This window comes from Pseudorhodoferax sp. LjRoot39 (assembly GCF_964253035.1).
In the GTDB taxonomy this organism is placed as follows: domain Bacteria; phylum Pseudomonadota; class Gammaproteobacteria; order Burkholderiales; family Burkholderiaceae_C; genus Pseudorhodoferax.
On the sequence record NZ_CAXUQL020000001.1, the window covers coordinates 5,321,878 to 5,339,733 of the forward strand.

General features: G+C 72.2%; 16 protein-coding genes. 11 read left to right on the forward strand and 5 right to left on the reverse strand.

The genetic code is table 11. The features are described 5' to 3' along the window. The first annotated feature begins 74 nt into the window (after positions 1–74). The 9 genes from ACSQ4M_RS24800 to yghU all read left to right on the forward strand — a co-directional run bounded on the left by ACSQ4M_RS24800 (position 75) and on the right by yghU (position 9,964). The gene (locus ACSQ4M_RS24800; RefSeq protein WP_436192060.1) at positions 75–1,436 is read left to right on the forward strand and encodes an aspartate aminotransferase family protein; all 1,362 of its coding nucleotides are present in this window, start codon (positions 75–77) and stop codon (positions 1,434–1,436) included. Positions 1,437–1,438: 2 nt separating this feature from the next. Beyond that, positions 1,439–2,101, forward strand: a complete 663-nt coding sequence (locus ACSQ4M_RS24805; RefSeq protein WP_436192061.1) for a GntR family transcriptional regulator — start codon at positions 1,439–1,441, stop codon at positions 2,099–2,101. Positions 2,102–2,304: 203 nt separating this feature from the next. Continuing rightward, positions 2,305–2,982, forward strand: coding sequence for a class II aldolase/adducin family protein (locus ACSQ4M_RS24810; RefSeq protein ID WP_436192062.1), 678 nt, complete (start codon positions 2,305–2,307; stop codon positions 2,980–2,982). Further along, a complete protein-coding gene (locus tag ACSQ4M_RS24815) occupies positions 2,979–3,920 on the forward strand; it encodes a 3-hydroxyacyl-CoA dehydrogenase NAD-binding domain-containing protein (protein WP_436192063.1) in 942 nt (313 codons plus the stop codon). Before ACSQ4M_RS24810 ends, ACSQ4M_RS24815 begins: the two co-directional genes overlap by 4 nt. Before the next feature lie 68 nt (positions 3,921–3,988). Next, positions 3,989–4,699 (forward strand): M12 family metallopeptidase, encoded by a 711-nt coding sequence (locus tag ACSQ4M_RS24820; RefSeq protein ID WP_436192064.1) that lies wholly within the window; start codon positions 3,989–3,991, stop codon positions 4,697–4,699. Beyond that, positions 4,668–5,162 carry a hypothetical protein gene (locus ACSQ4M_RS24825; protein WP_436192065.1) on the forward strand — a complete coding sequence of 165 codons (495 nt, stop codon included), beginning with the start codon at positions 4,668–4,670 and terminating at the stop codon, positions 5,160–5,162. The genes ACSQ4M_RS24820 and ACSQ4M_RS24825 overlap by 32 nt, the downstream gene beginning before the upstream one ends. Positions 5,163–5,170: 8 nt before the next feature. Beyond that, a complete protein-coding gene (locus ACSQ4M_RS24830; protein ID WP_436192066.1) occupies positions 5,171–7,234 on the forward strand; it encodes a caspase family protein in 2,064 nt (687 codons plus the stop codon). Between the two features lie 159 nt (positions 7,235–7,393). Next, positions 7,394–9,070: a hypothetical protein gene (locus ACSQ4M_RS24835; protein ID WP_436192067.1), complete on the forward strand. Its 1,677-nt coding sequence runs from the start codon at positions 7,394–7,396 to the stop codon at positions 9,068–9,070. Between the two features lie 18 nt (positions 9,071–9,088). Beyond that, positions 9,089–9,964, forward strand: coding sequence for a glutathione-dependent disulfide-bond oxidoreductase (gene yghU / locus ACSQ4M_RS24840; protein WP_436192068.1), 876 nt, complete (start codon positions 9,089–9,091; stop codon positions 9,962–9,964). Here yghU and ACSQ4M_RS24845 read toward each other — a convergent pair. The 5 genes from ACSQ4M_RS24845 to ACSQ4M_RS24865 all read right to left on the reverse strand — a co-directional run bounded on the left by ACSQ4M_RS24845 (position 9,961) and on the right by ACSQ4M_RS24865 (position 16,894). Continuing rightward, the gene (locus ACSQ4M_RS24845; RefSeq protein ID WP_436192069.1) at positions 9,961–11,244 is read right to left on the reverse strand and encodes a flavin-dependent oxidoreductase; all 1,284 of its coding nucleotides are present in this window, start codon (positions 11,242–11,244) and stop codon (positions 9,961–9,963) included. The genes yghU and ACSQ4M_RS24845 overlap by 4 nt on opposite strands. Positions 11,245–11,312: 68 nt before the next feature. After that, positions 11,313–12,182, reverse strand: a complete 870-nt coding sequence (locus tag ACSQ4M_RS24850) for a VOC family protein (RefSeq protein ID WP_436192070.1) — start codon at positions 12,180–12,182, stop codon at positions 11,313–11,315. Between the two features lie 110 nt (positions 12,183–12,292). Further along, the gene (locus ACSQ4M_RS24855) at positions 12,293–14,236 is read right to left on the reverse strand and encodes a response regulator (protein ID WP_436192071.1); all 1,944 of its coding nucleotides are present in this window, start codon (positions 14,234–14,236) and stop codon (positions 12,293–12,295) included. Next, positions 14,229–14,693 (reverse strand): response regulator, encoded by a 465-nt coding sequence (locus ACSQ4M_RS24860; protein WP_436192072.1) that lies wholly within the window; start codon positions 14,691–14,693, stop codon positions 14,229–14,231. Before ACSQ4M_RS24860 ends, ACSQ4M_RS24855 begins: the two co-directional genes overlap by 8 nt. Positions 14,694–14,707: 14 nt before the next feature. After that, positions 14,708–16,894, reverse strand: a complete 2,187-nt coding sequence (locus tag ACSQ4M_RS24865; RefSeq protein WP_436192073.1) for an ATP-binding protein — start codon at positions 16,892–16,894, stop codon at positions 14,708–14,710. 131 nt (positions 16,895–17,025) lie between these two features. On the opposite strand from ACSQ4M_RS24865, the gene ACSQ4M_RS24870 reads away from it, so the two are divergent. Further along, the gene (locus ACSQ4M_RS24870) at positions 17,026–17,517 is read left to right on the forward strand and encodes an EVE domain-containing protein (RefSeq protein WP_436192074.1); all 492 of its coding nucleotides are present in this window, start codon (positions 17,026–17,028) and stop codon (positions 17,515–17,517) included. A 65-nt stretch (positions 17,518–17,582) separates the two neighbouring features. Then, positions 17,583–17,855 carry an oxidative damage protection protein gene (locus tag ACSQ4M_RS24875; RefSeq protein WP_056673535.1) on the forward strand — a complete coding sequence of 91 codons (273 nt, stop codon included), beginning with the start codon at positions 17,583–17,585 and terminating at the stop codon, positions 17,853–17,855. Position 17,856 lies beyond the last annotated feature (1 nt).

Sequence of the window (17,856 nt, forward strand, 5' to 3'; positions counted from 1 at the left end):
GCATGTACCATTAGCGCCATAGGTGAGATCGGCTGCTTATGATCAAAAGCTCCACCATCTCGTCACTGACCAGCATGTCCAGCAGCGCCATTTCCCCCGACCGCATCGCCCAACTCACGGCCCGCGAGCGCGCGCGCTTCGCCGCTGCACGCCCGCACAGCGCCGCGCTCGCCGCGCGCAACGCCGAGCACTTGCTGTTCGGCGTGCCGCTGCACTGGATGAGCGACTGGGGCACGCCCTTCGCGCTGCATGTGGCCGAGGCCCGCGGCGCGCAGCTGACCGACGTGGACGGCCATCGGCTCGTGGACTTCTGCCTGGGCGACACGGGCGCCATGTTCGGCCATTCCCCGGCGCCCGTGGTCGCGGCGCTGCAGGCCCAGGCCGCGCGCGGCCTGACGGCGATGCTGGCCAGCGAAGATGCGGCCGCCGTCGGCGAACTGCTGGCCGCGCGCTTCGGCCTGCCGCGCTGGCAGTTCGCGATGACGGCCACCGACGCCAACCGCTTCCTGCTGCGCTGGCTGCGCGCCGTGACCGGCCGCTCGGTGCTGCTGGTGTTCAACGGCTGCTACCACGGCACCGTGGACGACGTCTTCGTCGACCTCGTGGACGGCCGGCCGGTGCAACGTCCCAGCCTGCTCGGCCAGGTGCACGACCTCACGCAGACCACGCGCGTGGTCGAGTTCAACGACCTGGCGGCGCTGGAGGCCGCGCTCGCGCCCGGCGACGTGGCTTGCGTGCTGGCCGAGCCCGTCATGACCAACATCGGCATGGTGCTGCCCGAGCCCGGCTTCTGGCCGGCGGCGGCCGAGCTGGTCCGCCGCCACGGCAGCCTGCTGGTGCTGGACGAGACCCACACCATCAGCAGCGGCCCCGGTGGCTACGCCCGTGCCCACGGCCTGGCGCCCGACGCGCTGGTGCTCGGCAAGCCGCTGGGCGGCGGCATGCCCTGCGCGGCCTATGGCTTCACGGCCGAACTGGCGGCCCGCTGCGAGGCCGCCAAGCGCGCCGCGCCGCCCGGCCACTCGGGCATCGGCACCACGCTCACGGCCAACCTGCTGGCCATGGCCGCCATGCGCGCCACACTGTCCTCGCTGATGACGGATGCCGTCTACCAGCCCATGCTGGCCCTGGCCGGCGAACTGGCGCAAGGCCTGCGCGGCGCCATCGCGCGCCACGGTCTGCCCTGGTGCGTGAGCCAGGTCGGCGCGCGCGCCGAGTTCCAGTTCTGCGACCGGCCGCCGCGCAACGGCAGCGAGGCCGCCGCGGCGATGAACGACGCGCTCGAACATCTGCTGCACCTGGCGCTGCTGAACCGCGGCGTGCTGATCACCCCCTTCCACAACATGATGCTGGTCTGCCCCGAGACCAGCGCAGCCGACGTCGAACGCCTGGTCCAGGCCTTCGACGCCGTGCTGGCCGAACTCACCGCCCCCTGACGATGCCCCCAGAGCCCGCCGCCTCCGCCACACAGCAGGACGCCATCTACGCGCAGCTGCGCCAATGGGTCACGGTCGGCCGCTTCCAGCCCGGCGAGCGGCTCAAGATCCGCGAGCTGGCCGAGCGCCTGGGCTGCGGCCTGATGCCGGTGCGCGCCGCCCTGCAACGCTTGGCGGCCGAAGGCGCGCTGCGCAACGTGCCCAATGCCGGCGTGGTCGTGCCCAAGCTCTCGCCGGCCGAGTTCGACGACCTCGTGCAGATGCGCATGCTGCTGGAGGGCGAGGCCGCCGAGCGCGGTGCACTGCGCATCGACGAGCCCGGCCGCGCCGCGCTCGTGGCGCTGGGCACGCGCATGCGCGAGGCGCTGGCGCAGAACAACGCCGCCGGCTACCTGGCCGCCAACGAGGATTTCCAGGTGCGGCTGTACCGCGCGGCCGGCTCGCCGCTGCTGTTCGACCTCATCGAGACGCTGTGGCTCAAGGCCGGTCCGGTGTCCAATCGCCTGTTCGAGGTGCCCGAAGCCGCCGTCGCGCTCAAGGACGCGCACGAGCCCACGCTCGCCGCGCTCGCGCGCCACGATCCCGTGGGCGTGCGCCTGGCCGTGGAGCGCGACCTGTTCATCGCCAGCCAGTTCATCCGCCGGCGCCTGCGCGCCATCCGCTAGACATGAGCCCACCCCGTTTGGATGGCGCACTGCGTGTAGCCATCCCATCCCCCAAGGGGCGCACCCGGCGGCCTGGCAGAGCCAGTTCCGCGGGTGCACTGGCATGGCCTGCTCCGCGGCCTTCGGAACCTCTGCATGCGAGCCAGGTTCTGACCCTGCAAGAACACATGTCGCACTGAACGACTCTTCCGAAGGAAAACACCATGGAACCCGACGCCCTCGAGTCCGCGCAACTGCTGGTGCGGCGCGCCGGCCGCGCGCTGGCCCGGCACGGCTTGCTGCACGCCTACGGGCACTGCAGCATGCGGCTCGATGCCGACCACTTCCTGGTCTGCGCCGGCCAGCCGCCCGGCACCATCGGCTTCGGCGTGCCGGGCACGGTGGTGCCGCTGGCTGGCGACTTCCCCGACGACCTGCTGGGCGAGGTGCGCATCCACCGCGAAATCTACCGGCGCCGCCCCGACATCGGCGGCGTGGTGCGGGCCATGCCGCCCAAAACCATGTCGCTCTCGACGATGCGCCGCACGCCGCGCGTGCTGCACGGCATGGGCAGCTACTTCCACCCCGGCACGCCGCTCTGGGACGACGTGCAGCTCCTGCGCTCGGACGCGCAGGCCGAGGCCTTGGTGGCGCAGATGGGCCAGGCACCGGCCATCGTCATGCGCGGCAACGGCGTGGTCGTGGCCGGCCCCAGCCTGCCCGACGCCGTGGTGCTGACCTGGTACCTGGAGGACGCCGCCCGCATCGAGCTGGACTGCGCGGCCGCAGGCGGCACGCCTGTCGAACTCACCGCCGACGAAGCCACGCACCGCGCCACGCGCGCCGGCCGCATCTTCGAACGCATGTGGGACCACCTTTCGCACGGAGATACCGAAGTTTGAAGACTGCAGACCAAGCCCCCATCGCCGTGCTCGGCGCGGGCGTCATCGGCGCCGCCTGGGCGGCTTTTTTTGCACTCGCAGGCCGTGCGGTGCGCGTGGCCGACCCGGCGCCCGACGCGCAGCAGCGCCTGGACGACATGCTCGCGCGCGCCCGCCCCGCCATGCAGGCGCTGGGCCTGCTGCACGACCACCCCACGCTGCCGCGCCTGTGCGCCGGCATCGAGGAGGCCGTGCAGGGCGTCGGCGCCATCCAGGAGGCCCTGCCGGAACAGCTGGAGCTCAAGCGCGCCGCCTACCGCGCCGTGGAGGCTGCGGCGCCGGCCGATGCGCTGCTGATGTCCAGCTCCTCGGGCCTGATGCCCACGCTGCTGCAGCAGGGCCTGGCGCATCCGGAGCGCCTGCTGATCGCCCATCCCTGCAACCCGGCCTACCTGATGCCGCTCGTGGAACTGGTCGGCGGCCAGGCCACCAGCGCCGCAACCATGGACCGGGCCGAGGCCTTCTACCGCGCCCTGGGCAAGCAGACCGTGCGCCTGCAGCGCGAGGCCACGGGCCACCTCGTCAACCGCCTGCAGGCCGCGCTGTGGCGCGAGGCCGTGCACCTGGTCGCAGGCGGCTACGCCAGCGTGGCCGACGTGGACCGCGCCGTGACCGAAGGCCTGGGCGCGCGCTGGACGGTCTGCGGCCCGCACGCGATCTTTCACCTCTCGGGCGGGCCCCGCGGCATGGAAGCCTTCCTGGAGCGGCTCGGCCCGGCCGTGGAAAGCTGGTGGGCCGACCTGGGCCAGCCGACGCTGGATGCGGACACGCGCGCCAGGCTCGTCGCGCAGATGCAGGAGGCCGCGGCCGGCCGCAGCACCGAGGCCATGGCCGAGCAGCGCGACGCCCACATGCTGCGCGTGATGCGGCTGCTGCAGGGCGATCCTCCACCCGTCTGAGGATTGCGTTCGCCGGTGGGCGCCGCACAATCCGCAGCACGGCCTGCCGGCCGTGCAAGGAGCCCACGATGAGCGAAGAACGCAAGCAATGGATCTGCACGGCCGTCGACATCGACGGCGGACAGCGCGTGGCGGGCAACCCCATGCAGCTCACGCCCATGGGCGTGGCGGCCAGGAACAAGCTCTGGCCGCGCGACAAGGTGCTCAAGGTGCGCTTCCTGCAAGGCACTGCGCCGCTGCACGAACGCACGCTGAAGACCGCGCAGGCCTGGATGCTGGACGGCGTGCACCTGAAGCTGGAACAGGCCCAGCCCAGCGAAGCCGGCGACATCCGCATCAGCTTCGACCCGGCCGCCGGCTCCTGGTCCTACGTGGGCACGGACGCCAAGGGCATCCGCAGTTCGCAGGCCACCATGAACCTGGGCTGGGCCGCGCTGGACACGCCCGAAGAGGACTTCTCCAGCGTGGTGATCCACGAGTTCGGCCACGCGCTGGGCCTGCTGCACGAGCACAACCACCCCGGCGCGCTGGTGCAATGGGACAAGGCCGCAGTCAAGGCCGACCTGGGCGGCTCGCCCAACTTCTGGGACGACGCGACCATCGCGCACAACGTGTTCGCCAAGTTCGACGCCTCGACCACCATCACGACCGACTTCGACAGCGCCTCGGTCATGATCTACACGATCCCGGCCCACTGGACCACCAACGGCAAGAGCTTCATGCCCTCGTGGAAGCTGTCGGCCGGCGATGCCGCCACCATCCGCAAGCTCTACGCCTGATCTGCTGGCCTTCCTGGGCCTGCGCATGCGCGTGCACCGCATCGGGCTGACCCACTGGCAGCCCGGCGCGCGGCTGCGCAGCTGGGGCGTGGCGCCGCTGCACCGCAGCGGCGAGCAGCTGCTGGTGCCCTGCGGCGCGCACGAGGCCCTGTGGCTGGGTTTCTGGCAGGACGAAGAGGACGGCTCCGGTGCCACCGTGGAACTGCACGACCGCGCACACGGAAGATCCGCCGGCATCGTGCTGCCGCCCGACTTCCAGCTCACCGCACTACGCGGTGCCGACGGCGCGGCGCAGCCGATCGCACCGCCCGTGGCGCGCTACGAGCTCGCGCTGTCCACGGGCGGCGCCCAGTGCCTGCTCACGCTGCAGCTGCAGCCGCCGCGCGAATGGGCGCAGGCCGCCGGCCGCGCCGCACCGGCTGCCTTGGGCGACCCGCCCCCTCCTCCACCCCGTTACGGCTAGGAAACCCCATGGCCCTGGAACCCGTTGCCAACACGCCCGGCCTGTGGCGCGACCCGCAGTGGCAGCCCGGCATGCCAGGCCTGTACGCGCTGCTGGCCGGCGTCAGCGCCTACCCGCACCTGGAAGGCGGCAGCGCGCCCGCGCCCGATGCCTTCGGCCTGGGCCAGCTGGGCGCCTCGGCCAACACCGCGGCCAGCCTGTTCGACTGGCTGCGCGCCGACTTCCGCCACAACGGCCTGCCGCTGGTCTGGTGCCAGCTGCTGCTGTCGCCCACGGCCGGGGAGAAGGCTGGCTTCGCCGCGCGCGGCCTCGTGCACTACGCGCCGGCCGACCACGCCACGCTGGTCAAGGCGATCCAGCGCTGGACCGGCCAGGTGCCCAGCGCGCCGGCCGCTGCGCGCCAGAGCCGCACCCTCTTCTTCTTCAGCGGCCACGGCGTGCAATCGAACTGGCGCGCGCTGTTACTGCCCAGCGACTACCTGGACCCGGACCCCGGCGCACCGCAGCTGCAGAACTGCATCAGCACGCGCGAGCTGCAGGACTGGATGGAGCAAAGCCCCGTGGCCGAGCATCTCGCGCTGATCGACGCCTGCCGCAACGAGTTCTCGCCGCTGGCCTCGCGCGGGGCCACGGCCAACACCTGCTTTCCGCTGCTGCAGGCCAGCACCCAGGTGCCGCGCACGGCCGCCTCGCTGGCCGCCACCTCGCCCGGCACGCAGGCCTACCAGGTGCCGGGCCAGCCGCACACGCTGTTCGGCCAGGCCGTGCTCAACGCCGTGCGCGGCGACGGCGGCGGCGATGCGCGGCTGGAGTTCCGAGAACTCGTGGTGGCCGTGCGCAAGGACGTGAACGCGCTGCTCAGGGCCGCCAGCCAAGGGCAGCTGGAGCAGGCCGTGCGGCCGCGCGTGGAGGGCGACGATGCGCTCGTCGTCACCGAACTGCCGGCCGGCCCCATGCCGCCACCGCCCGTGCCGGGTGGATTGCCGCGCGTGGGCGCCGGCCGTCCCCGCCCCGACGCGCTGACCGAGGCTTTGCGCGCGAGCGCCGAACGCTTCGACCCTGCGCTCGCGGTGCACGACGCCATCGCCTTCGAACTGCTGACGCAGGACTTCGGCGAGATCCACCGCCGCATGGGCCACGAATACACCTCGCACCTGTGGCGCGAAGGCGTGCACGCCTTCGGCCTGGACGACGGCCGCCCGCTCGGTGCGGGGCTGGTGCTGCAGGCTGTCGAGCGCGACGACCCGAGCAGCCTGGTGCAGGTCGACCTGGAACTGCCCGCCCGCGCGGGCGGCGTGCTCCTGGTGTTCGAGGGCACGCAGTACGTGCAGCGCGAACGCCTGGCCGTGGCGCTGCCGACCGATGCCGGCGGGCCGGTGCCGATCCGCCTGTCGCTGCAGTTCGGCTTCGCCCTGCCGGGGGAGCCGCCGCGGCTGCTCAAGTTGCAGGCGCGCCTGGGACCGTCCTCGCACAACCCGCACTACCAGTACGCCTGGCAACTGCTGCGCGAGGCCGAGCTGGGCAGCCCGCGCAAGGCCGCCGAACGCATCGACCCCGAGCGCCTGCGCGCCGCCGCGCAGGATGAACCCAACGGCCAGGTCGCGCTCGTGGCCGGCCTGCTGCTGCAGGCCCGCACCGGCCACGTCGACCAGCTGCAGGCCTTCCCGCGCAGCCTGCTGCAGCGCGTGCCGGAGTTGCCCGATGCGGCCGTGCTCTGGGCCGCCTCGCTGCGTCATGCGCTGGACCACGGCAAGAAAAAGCCCTTCGGCGAGTCCGCCCCGCAGGCCGCGTGCGTGGCGGCGCTGGCCAGCCTGCAGCAGCGCGGCCTGCCCTACTTCGCCGACAGCCTGGAACTGGCCGAGCGCCTGCTGCGCCAGGCGCTGCGCGGGCCGTTGAAGAGCGGCCAGGACGCGCAGTTGCGGGGCGTGCAGCAGGCCATCGCGCAGCTGTACGAGGTGGCCCAGCCCGACGGGCAGTTCCCCGTGCTCGCCGGCCTGCCGCGGCCCGCCGCCTTGCCGGGCCAGGGAGCGCTCAGCGTCGCCGAGATGCGCGCGCTGCTGGGCCGGCGCTGAGCTACCATGCCGGCCGCGGAGCAAGCCGCGCCCGGACCCGCGGGAAGGGTTGAACCCACTTGTCCCCACGCACGCGGCCACGCGTGCGCCTGAGGTCTTTCTCCACCTTTGTGCGGCCGATGCTGCGGGTCCCCGGCTCACCACGCACGGAGGTTTCTCGTGAAGCACATCCCCCCACGGCCCGACGCCGCCCATCTCAAGAAGCAGGCCAAGCAGTTGCTGGCCGCCCTGCGCGCCGCCGAGGCTGACGCCCTGGACCGCATGCGTGCCGCCCTGCCCGCAGCGCACGGTGCCAGCGATGCGGCCATCGCGGCCATGGACCTGCGCCTGCACGATGCGCAATCCTGCATCGCGCGCGAACACGGCTTCGTTTCCTGGTCCGAGCTCATGGGCTTCGTGGCCGCGCGCCTCGCGCATGCCGAGGCCATCGCCGACCCGGCCCGCGCGCGCCTGCGCTGGCTGCAGCTGGCCTATGCCGGCGACGTGGCGGGCGGCACCGGCCGCGCCCAGCCGGCCGTGGCCGCGCGCCTGCTGGCCGAGCAGCCCGCACTGGCGGATGAGGATCTGTCCGTGGCCTGCGCCACGGGCGACGCGGCACGGCTGCGCGCGGCCCTCGCGCGCGACCCTGGCTGGCTGCACCGGCCCGGCGGTGCACTGCAGCTGCCGCCGCTGTTCGCCGTGGCCCACTCCAGCCTGTGGCAGCTGCCGGCCTACCGGCCCGGCCTGCTGGCTTGCGCGCAGCTGCTGCTGGACGCGGGGGCCGACGTCAACCAGTCCGTGGGCAACCGCTGGCCGCCGGCCTCGCTGCAAGCGCCCTCGGCCACCGAACGCTTGTCCGCCCTGTACGGCGCGGCCGGCCAGAACCGCGACCCCGCGCTCACGCGCCTGTTGCTGGCCGCGGGCGCCGAGCCCAACGACGGCGAATCGCTCTACCATGCGCTGGAGAGCGTGGAATGCACCCAGCTGCTGCTGCAGGCCGGTGCGCACGTGACGGGCAGCAACGCGCTGTACCGCGTGCTCGACCTCGACGCCCTGCCCCAGCTGCGCCTGCTGCTCGATCACGGCGCCGATCCGAACGAGCCCGCACCCGGCGCGCCGACCGCCACCTGGGGCCGGCCGCTGCTGTGGGCGATCCGTCGGCGCCGCTCGGCCGCGCATGTGCAGGCGCTGCTGCAGGCCGGCGCCGATCCGCAGGCACGCATGCCGGACGGCACGGATGCGGCCACGCTCGCGCTGCGCTACGGCCTGCCCGAGGTCGCCGCGCTGCTGGTCGCCGCCGGCCTGCCCGCGCCGGACGCACCACTGGAGCGCTTCCTGGCGGCCTGCGCACGCGGCGACGAGGCTGCGGCGCGGCAACTGCAGCAGCCCGGCTGGCCCGCGGAACTGCCCGCCGAGCACCTGCGCCTGCTGCCCGAACTGGCGGCCCAGGGCCTGCTGCCGGCCGTGCGCTGCATGCTGCGCCTGGGCTGGCCCGTGGCCGTGCGCGGCGGCGACTGGGACGCCTCGGCGCTGAACCAGGCCGTGTTCCGCGGCGACGCGGCGATGGCGCGCCTGCTGCTCGCCCATGGCGCGCAATGGACCGAGCGCCACGGCTACGGCGACAACTGCTGCGGCACGCTGCAATGGGCCTCGAGCAACCAGCCCGAGGACAGCGAAGGCGACTGGCTGGGCTGCGCACAGGCCCTGGTCGCCCACGGCATGCCGACGGCCCGACCCGACCCGCAGGACCCCGATGGCGTGCTGGTGGACGGCCAGCGCGCGCGCTTTTCCGACGAGGTCACGCAATTCCTGCTCGAGGCCGGGGCCGCCCAGGCGGGCCCTGCATCACCAGGCTGATGCCGATAGACTGGATCGATGCCTGACGAACCCAACGCCTACACCCCGCCCGCCGTCTGGACCTGGAACAAGGCCAGCGGCGGCCGATTCGCCAACATCAACCGGCCCGTGGCCGGCGCCACGCACGACAAGGAACTGCCGGTGGGCAGGCACCCGCTGCAGCTGTACTCGCTGGGCACGCCCAACGGCGTCAAGGTCACGGTCATGCTGGAGGAACTGCTGGCCTTGGGCCACAGCGGCGCGGAGTACGACGCCTGGCTCATCAACATCGGCGAGGGCGACCAGTTCGGCAGCGGCTTCGTGGCCGTCAACCCCAACTCCAAGATCCCGGCGCTGGTGGACCGCAGCGGTGCGGGGCCCGTGCGCGTGTTCGAGTCCGGCGCCATCCTGCTGTACCTGGCCGAGAAGTTCGGCGCCTTCGTGCCCAGCGGCGGCGCGGCGCGCGCCGAGTGCCTGTCCTGGCTGTTCTGGCAGATGGGCAGCGCGCCCTTCCTGGGCGGCGGCTTCGGCCACTTCTACGCCTATGCGCCGAGCAAGATCGAGTACGCGATCGACCGCTACGCGATGGAGGTCAAGCGCCAGCTCGACGTGCTGAACCGGCGCCTGGCCGAAAGCCGATTCATCGCCGGCGACGACTACAGCATCGCTGACATGGCGATCTGGCCCTGGTACGGCGCGCTGGCCAAGGGCCAGCTCTACGGCGAATCGGGCCAGTTCCTGCAGGTGCAGGAGTACACCCACGTGCAGCGCTGGACCGAGGAGATCGCCCAGCGCCCCGGCGCGCGCCGCGGCCGCATGGTCAACCGTGTGCAGGGCAAGCCCGAGAGCCAGCTGCGCGAGCGCCACGACGCGAGCGACTTCGACACGAAGACGCTCGACAAGCTCGGCGGTTAAACGCTGACGGTCGGCGGTGCCGCGTTGAGCGTCTCGATCGCGAAGCCCGCGGCCGCCTTGTAGCGCGCCATGAAGGCTTCGCGCTCGGCCTTGGGCACCACCTGGTCGATGTCGTCGAACACGCCGCCGCAGCGCTCGTCCACCAGGCCCAGCAGGCCGAACGGGCCGGCGCCGCGGTTGCGCAGCACCAGCGCCGAGATGTCGGCGCACAGCTTGTCGTCGTAGCCGTGCAGCGCGGCCGGCCCCACGCCCTGCGCCTGCAACATCGCGCCCAGCACGCGCGCGTCCACGATGGCCTGGCTCGCGCCGTTGGAGCCCACCGGGTACATCACGTGCGCAGCATCGCCGAGCAAGGCCACGCGGCCGTCGACCCAGGTCGGCACCGGGTCGCGGTCGATCATGGGGTACTCGAACACCTGGCGCGCGCCGCGCAGCAGGGCCGGCACGTCGATCCAGCCGTGGTCCCAGCCTTCGAAGTGGTGGATGAATTCGTCGATCGCCACGCGCCGGTTCCAGTCCCCTTGGGTCCAGCCCTGGGAGTTGTCGACCGTGATCTCGGCGATCCAGTTGATGGTGGCCAGGCCCGTGGCTGGGTCCGGCGGCGAGATCGGGTAGCACACCACGCGGTGCTTCAAACTGCCCAGGCCGACGAAGGACGCACCCGTGCGGACCGGCACGCCCGGCGTGGTGCCGCGCCACATGATGGCGCCACCCCAGTGGATGGGCGGTTGCTGTGGGTGCATCTGCGCGCGCACGGCCGAGTGCAGGCCGTCGGCGGCGACCAGCAAGGCACCCTGCACCTCGCGCCGCTCGCCGTCGCGCGTCTCGACCAGCGCCGCGACGCCATCTTCGCCGTTGCGGTAGCCCGTCACGCGTTGACCCAGCTGCACGGCATCGGGGCCCAGGCGCTCCAGCACGGTGCGGTACAGCAGCATCTGCAGTTCGCCGCGGTGCACCGAGTACTGCGGCCAGCGGTAGCCGGCGGCCAGGCCGCGCGGCTCGGCATAGATCTCGCGGCCGTTGCGGCCGACCAGCGCCCATTCGCGCGCCTGGATGCCGATGCGGTCGAGCACGCGGTCGTCCAGCCCCAGGTCGTAGAGCTCGCGCACGGCATTGGGTTGCAGGTTGATGCCTACGCCCAGCGGCTGCAGCGCTGGCACGGCCTCGTAGACCACGCAGGGCACGCCGATCTGGTGCAGCGTGAGGGCCATGGCCATGCCGCCGATGCCGCCGCCGGCGATCAGGACGGGGGCCGCAGAAGGTGTCTTCGTCTCCAACATGGGGCCGGATTGTGCGGCAAGGCAAGGGGCCGCCACGCTGGCGCCCTGGCGCGCGAGGCGCTCCGCGGTCAGTTGCGGAATTCGGCGATGTCCGGCCGCGCACCCCACATGCAGAACGAGGCCGGCTCGAACGGGAACTGGCGCGGTTGGTGCGCAGGATCGCTGATCTGGCTGACCCCGCTGGAGTACTCGTAGACCATGCCGTCCGGGCCCTCGAAGTACAGGAACATCGCGCCAGAGGTCGGGTGCCGGCCCGGCCCGAACACGGTGCGCACCCCGCGTTCGCGCAGGAAGTACCACGACTGCATGATGTCGTCGATGGACGCCACCTGGTGGTTGATGTGCTGCACGCCCGCGAAGCTGGACGGGAACAGCGCGATCTTGTGGTGCACCGTGTCGATGCGCAGCAAGGGCGCGACGCCGATGCGGTCGCTGACCTTGGCCGACAGCACGCCGGTCCAGAAGGCCTCGTCGCGCACGGGGTCGGTGCTGCGCAGGCCCACGTGCGAGAAGCCGGTGTTGGCCACGGGCCGCGTCGGCGTGAAGGGCCGGCCGGGCTGCGCGGTGGGCGCCAGCAGCTCGATGCAGTTGCCGCTCGGGTCGCGGAACTGGATGAAGGCGTCCACGCGGCGCTGCGCGCATTCAACATCGCTGCCCCGGTGCACCGGATGGCCCAGGCGTTCCAGTTCGGCCGCGGCGGTGTCCAGCGCCACGCCTGCGCGCAGGTCGAAGCCGACCGTGTGGTCGCGCGGGTCGCCGTCGAAGTAGACCAGCGTGTGGTCGCGTGCATCGCTGCGCAGGTAGACGGCCTGGCCGTTCTTGGCATTGCCGCTGCGCCCGCCTTCGGCCAGGCCCAGGATGTCGTGGGCGTAACGCACGGCGCCCTCCAGGTCGCGCGTGCCCAGGCGCACGTAGCGGATGTCGTGCAGGTCGATCATGCTTGTCTCGCTCCAGCGCTCGGACGGCGCCATCGTGGTGGTGCGCCGAGTCTAGACACCGAACGCGTCCGACGGAACCCTCCCGCCGCCGTATCCCGTTTGCGCCGGCGTCACACCTTCGGCCGTGCCAGCAGCTTCTGCAGCACCGCATGCACCTGCGGCGGGTCGACGGGCTTGACCAGGTGGCCGGCGAAGCCCGCGGCAGCGGTGCTGCGCAGATCGCTCTCGGCGCCATAGCCGCTCAGCGCCAGCACTGGCAGGCGGGTGCCGAGCGCGCGGCCGATGTCCACGCCACTGCCGTCCGGCAGGCCCAGGTCCGTCAGCACGATGTCGAAGGCCTGGGCCTGCGCCAGCTGCAGTGCCTCGGCCACGCTGGCGGCGTGCTCGACGGCGTAGCCGTACTCCTCCAGGCACATGCGCAGCGCCATCGCCGCGCCCGGGTGGTCTTCCACCATCAGCACGCGCGCATGCTGGGCCTGCACCGGCTCGGCCACCGGCTGCGACGGTGGCGGCGGCACGGCGCCCTCGCGCAGCGGCATGCGCAGCGTGAAGCGCGCGCCCTTCCCCAGGCCCGGGCTGTCGGCCAACAGCACGCCCCCATGGGCCAGAACCAGATGGCGCGCGATGGCCAGGCCCAGCCCCAGGCCGCCGCGCTCGCGCGCGGTGTCGCCGTCGGCCTGCTCGAAGGCCGTGAAGATGCGTTCGAGCGCATCGGGCGCGATGCCGATGCCCTGGTCGCAGCACGAGAAGACGAACGCGCCGGCCTCCAGCGCCGTCTGCAACTGCACGACGCCACCGGGTTCGCTGAACTTGATGGCGTTGCGCACGAGGTTGGCCATCACCTGCTGCATGCGCACCGGGTCGGCATGCACCCAGGCCGGCCGCTCGGCCAGGGCCAGCTCCACGCGCATGCCGCGCTCGGCGATGGCCTCGGCCAGCATGGCCAGCGCCTCGCGCAGGACGGCGTGCATGTCCACCACCTCGGGCTTGATGCCCAGCTTGCCGCTGGAGATGGCAGAGATGTCGAGCAGGTCGTCGATGAGCCGCGTTTCCACGGCCACGTTGCGGCGCACCAGGGGCATCAGATCCTGGTGCGTCGCCGGCACGCTGGCATGGCGCTCCAGCAGGTGCACGGCGGCCGAGACGGCCGACAGCGGCGCGCGCAGCTCGTGCGAGAGCATGGCGATGAAGCGGTCCTTGGCCTGGCTGGCACGCTCGGCCTCGCGCCGCGCGGCCTCGGCCTGCTCCTTGGCCTCGCGCAGGGCCTGCGCCGCCAGGTGCTCGGCCGTGGTGTCGCGCGCGATGCTGCACCAGCCGACCACGGCGCCGTCCGCGCCATGCAGCGGCATCAGCACGCCTTCGGCCCACAGGCGCGAGCCGTCGCGCCGGCGCATCCAGCGCTGGGTGGCGGCGCGCTGTGCGGTGGCGGCCAGGCGCAGGTCGCGGTGCCAGGCCTCGCGCGCGTCCTCGCCCTCGGGCAGCAGCAGCATGGCGTTGTGGCCCACGGCCTCGCCCCGCTCGAAGCCGAAGATGGCCTGGGCGCCGCGGTTCCAGCTGGTGATGCGGTGCTCGGCGTCGAGCAGCAGCACGGCGTAGTCGCGCAGCGATTCGACGATGTGGGCGTACAGGCTGTCGGCTTCGCGCAGGCGCGTCTCGGCCGCGTCGCGCGCGGCGCGCTCGCGCACCTCGCGCAGCGCGCGCTCCAGCACCAGCGGCAGCCGTTCGAGCCGGCCCTTGCTGACGTAGTCGGTGGCGCCGCGCTTGAGCAGCTCGACGGCGTTGTCCTCGCCGATCACGCCGGACACGAAGATGAAGGGCATCTGCGGCGCCTTCTCTCGGGTGATGGCCAGGGCGTGGTCGCCGCCGAAGCCGGGCAGCTGGTAGTCGGACAACACGGCGTCGAAGCGCTGCGAGCCCAGCGCCTGCACGAAGCCGGCTTCGTCGCGCACCAGCGTGCAATGGGCCTGGGGATGGCTGACGCGGACAGCTTCCTGCACCAGCTCCGCGTCGAACGCGGAATCCTCCAGCAGCAGCAGGGCCAGCGGCTCAGTCATGCGCGAAGCGCCTGGCGACCTTGAGCGAGCCCGGCGGCGGCTCGTTGAGAACCGCCCAGAAGATGCCCAGGTCGGCGATGGCCGCGACGAACTGTTTGAACTCCACAGGCTTGACCACGTAGGCGTTCACGCCGAGCTCGTAGCTGCGGACCACGTCGGTCTCCTGCTGCGAGGAGGTCAGCATGACCACCGGGATGCTGCGCAGCCCGGGGTCGGCGCGCACGGCCTGCAGCACCTCCAGTCCGTTGACCTTGGGCAGCTTCAGGTCCAGCAGGATCACGGTGGGGTTGCCTTCGTCGCGGTCGGCATGCGCATCCTCGCGGCGCAGGTAGGACAGTGCCTGGGCACCGTCGCGCAGCACGACGACGTCGTTGGCCAGTTGGCTGCGCTCGAGCGCCAGCAGGGTGAGTTCGAGGTCGCGGGTGTCGTCCTCGACGAGCAGGATGGGCTTGAGCATGGTGGTGTGGCGGTTCAATCGGTGAGAGCGCCCGGCAGCAGGAAACCGAAGGCCGCGCCCTGCTGCGGCGCACCGCGGGCCCAGACCTCGCCGCCGTGGCGCTCGACAATGCGCTTGACGTTGGCCAGGCCGATGCCCGTGCCTTCGAACTCCTCGGCCGCATGCAGGCGCTGGAACACGCCGAACAGCTTGTCGGCGTACTTCATCTCGAAGCCCACACCGTTGTCCTCGACCTCCAGGCCGGTGCCTGCGGCACGCACGACGGCGCGCACGGCGATGTGGGGCGCGGCCTGCCGGCGCGTGTACTTCTGCGCGTTGGCCAGCAGGTTGCGCGTGGCCACCTGCAGCAACAGGGGGTCGCCGTAGAGCGCCGGCAGGTCGGGCATCACCTCCCAGTGCACGCGGCGGCCAGGGTCTTCGCGCTGCAGTTCGCGCACGAGGTCGGCGACCATGGCGGCGGTGTCCACGCTGCGCGGCTTGAGCGCGGCACGGCCCAGGCGCGAGAAGTCCAGCAGCGCATCGACCAGTTGACCGGCGTATGCAGCGGCCTCCTTCACATGGCCCAGGTAGCGCCGGCCGCGCTCGCTGACATGTGCGCCATCCATCTCCAGCACCAGGTCGGCGTAGCCCGCGATGTGCCGCATCGGCGCACGCAGGTCGTGCGAGACCGTGTAGGAGAAGGCTTCCAGTTCCTTGTTGACACGTCCCAGCGCCGTGGCGGCGTCGGCCATCTCCTGGGCGCGGCGCAGCACGATGCCGATCAGTGCGTCACGCAATTCGCGCACCGCGGCCAGTTCGGACGGCAGCCAACGCGCCGAGCGTCCGCCCAGGTGCTCGACCCAGCTGTCGAAGCTCTTGCGCGGATGGATGCGGCCGGTGTCGTCCAGCGTCTTGCGCGGGTTGCCGGCCCAGCGCACGGTGCGCACGATCTCGGGCCTGAACCACAGGATGACGTGGCGGTGGACTTGCGAGATCGACACCGCCAGCACGCCGGCGGCGCTCTCGCGCAGCGCCGGCTGGCCGTCGAAGTCGCGCGCCAGCGCGTCGCTGGCGTAGACCTCCTCGCCACGGGCGACGACCCAGCGCGCCAGCGACTCGAGCGCGGCCGCAGGCGGGGTGGTGCCGACGGTCCAGACCGCTTCGTCCAGCACCACGGCCGCGCCGCTGGCGCGCGCCAGCCGCAGCAGGCCGCTGGTGTCCACCAGGCGGCTCAGCGTGCCGTCGCTCTCGGCCAGCTGTGCCACGAGCGAGAGCGTGAGCTGGCGCAGTTCCAGTCGCGCGGCCGCTTCCTCGGCGGCCTGCAAGGCGCCGATCTGCAGCGACAGCAACTGGCCCAGGTGTTCGCAGGCCGCGCGTGCGTCGGGGGCCAGCGTGCGCGCCGCATGGTTGTGGCAGGACACCAGGCCCCAGAGCCGGCCGTCGACGACGATGGACACCGACATCGAGGCCAGCGTGCCCATGTTGCGCATGTACTCCAGGTGCACGGGCGAGACGCTGCGCAGCAGGGCATGGGACAGGTCGATCTCCGACGCAGCGCCGCCGCCCAGGCCCAGCAGTGGCACCGGCGCGTAGCGTGCATCGGGGATCAGCCGGAAGTGGTTCAGCAGGTACAGCGCGCGCGCCTGGCGCGGAATGTCGGAGGCCGGGAAGTGGTGGCCGAGATAGCTGTCGTAGTCCGGCTCCAGCGATTCGGCCAGCACCTCGCCGTGGCCGTCTTCGTCGAAGCGGTAGACCAGGGCGCGGCCGAAGCCGCTCACCCGGCGCATCTCCTGGGCTGCGAGCAGGCACAGCGCCGGCAGGTCGCGCGCCTCGTTCAGCCGCGCCAGGAAGTTGCGCGCCAGCGCGTAGAAGGGTGCCGGGCCATGGTCCAGCGCACTGGCGTCCTCGCACTCGACGATCACGTGGGTGGGCGTGCGGTGCGCCGACACCTCCTGCGCCGCCCCGCCCGGCAACTGCACCCGGCCCAGGCCGATCGGCGACGTGCCGGCGCCCGCGGCCGGCAACGAGGACAGTGCCGCGCGATCGAGCGCTGCCAGCATGGCCTCGCGTTCGGACGCAGGCCAGCCCGCGCTGGCGGCCACGGGTTGCAGCGTCTGGGCGTCCAGCACCAGCATGCGGCCATGCGGCTGGATCGCGCCGGGCCAGCGGATCGGTTCGAGATCGCAGGCGGCAAGGTCGGGGGGAAGTGCGTCCGCTGTCATGAGCGGGTGTGTGGGCTGGCAGGCAAACGTTTGGGCGGGCAAAGTGTGCCACCGTGCGCCGGCGGGGCCTGTAGGAGAACGGCGCGGCCCGCTGTGGCATCCTCGCCCGGCCTTCACCCCTCACTTCCACCATGAACGCAGCCACCGCCCGCGCGCCCCACTACTGGCTCATGAAGTCCGAGCCCGACGAATGCTCGATCGACGACGCGCTGGCCTCGCCCGGGCAGACCGTGCCCTGGACCGGCGTGCGCAATTACCAGGCCCGCAACTTCATGCGCGATGGCATGCAGGTCGGCGATGGCGTGCTGTTCTACCACTCCAGCTGCCCGGAGCCCGGCATCGCGGGCATCGCGCGAATCGCCTCCGAAGTGCGGCCAGATCCGACGCAGTTCGACCCGGCCTCCCCCTACCACGACCCGGCGTCCAAGCCCGAGGCACCGCGCTGGCTGCTGCGCGACGTGCAGGCGCTGCGCAAGACCCGCCTGCTGCCGCTGGCCACGCTGCGCGCGCATCCGGAGCTGGCCGCGATGGTGCTGCTGCAGCGTGGCAGCCGGCTGTCGATCACGCCGGTGGAACCCGCGCATTGGACCCTGATCGTCGATGGCTTGCTGGGCGGCCGATAATCCGCGCCCGCAATCCGCATCCCACGAGGCCGCCCACGGCCCGCACCCCTTCAAGGAAGACCGACATGGCACGCATGGTGAACTGCATCAAACTGGGCCGCGAAGCCGAAGGCCTGGATCTGCCGCCCTACCCGGGCGAGCTGGGCAAGCGCATCTGGCAGAGCGTCAGCAAGGAAGCCTGGGCCGCCTGGCTCAAGCAGCAGACCATGCTGATCAACGAGAACAAGCTCAACATGGCCGACCAGCGCGCGCGCCAGTACCTCACGCGCCAGATGGAGAACCACTTCTTCGGCGCCGGTGCCGACGCCGTCCAGGGCTACGTGCCGCCCGCCGCCTGAG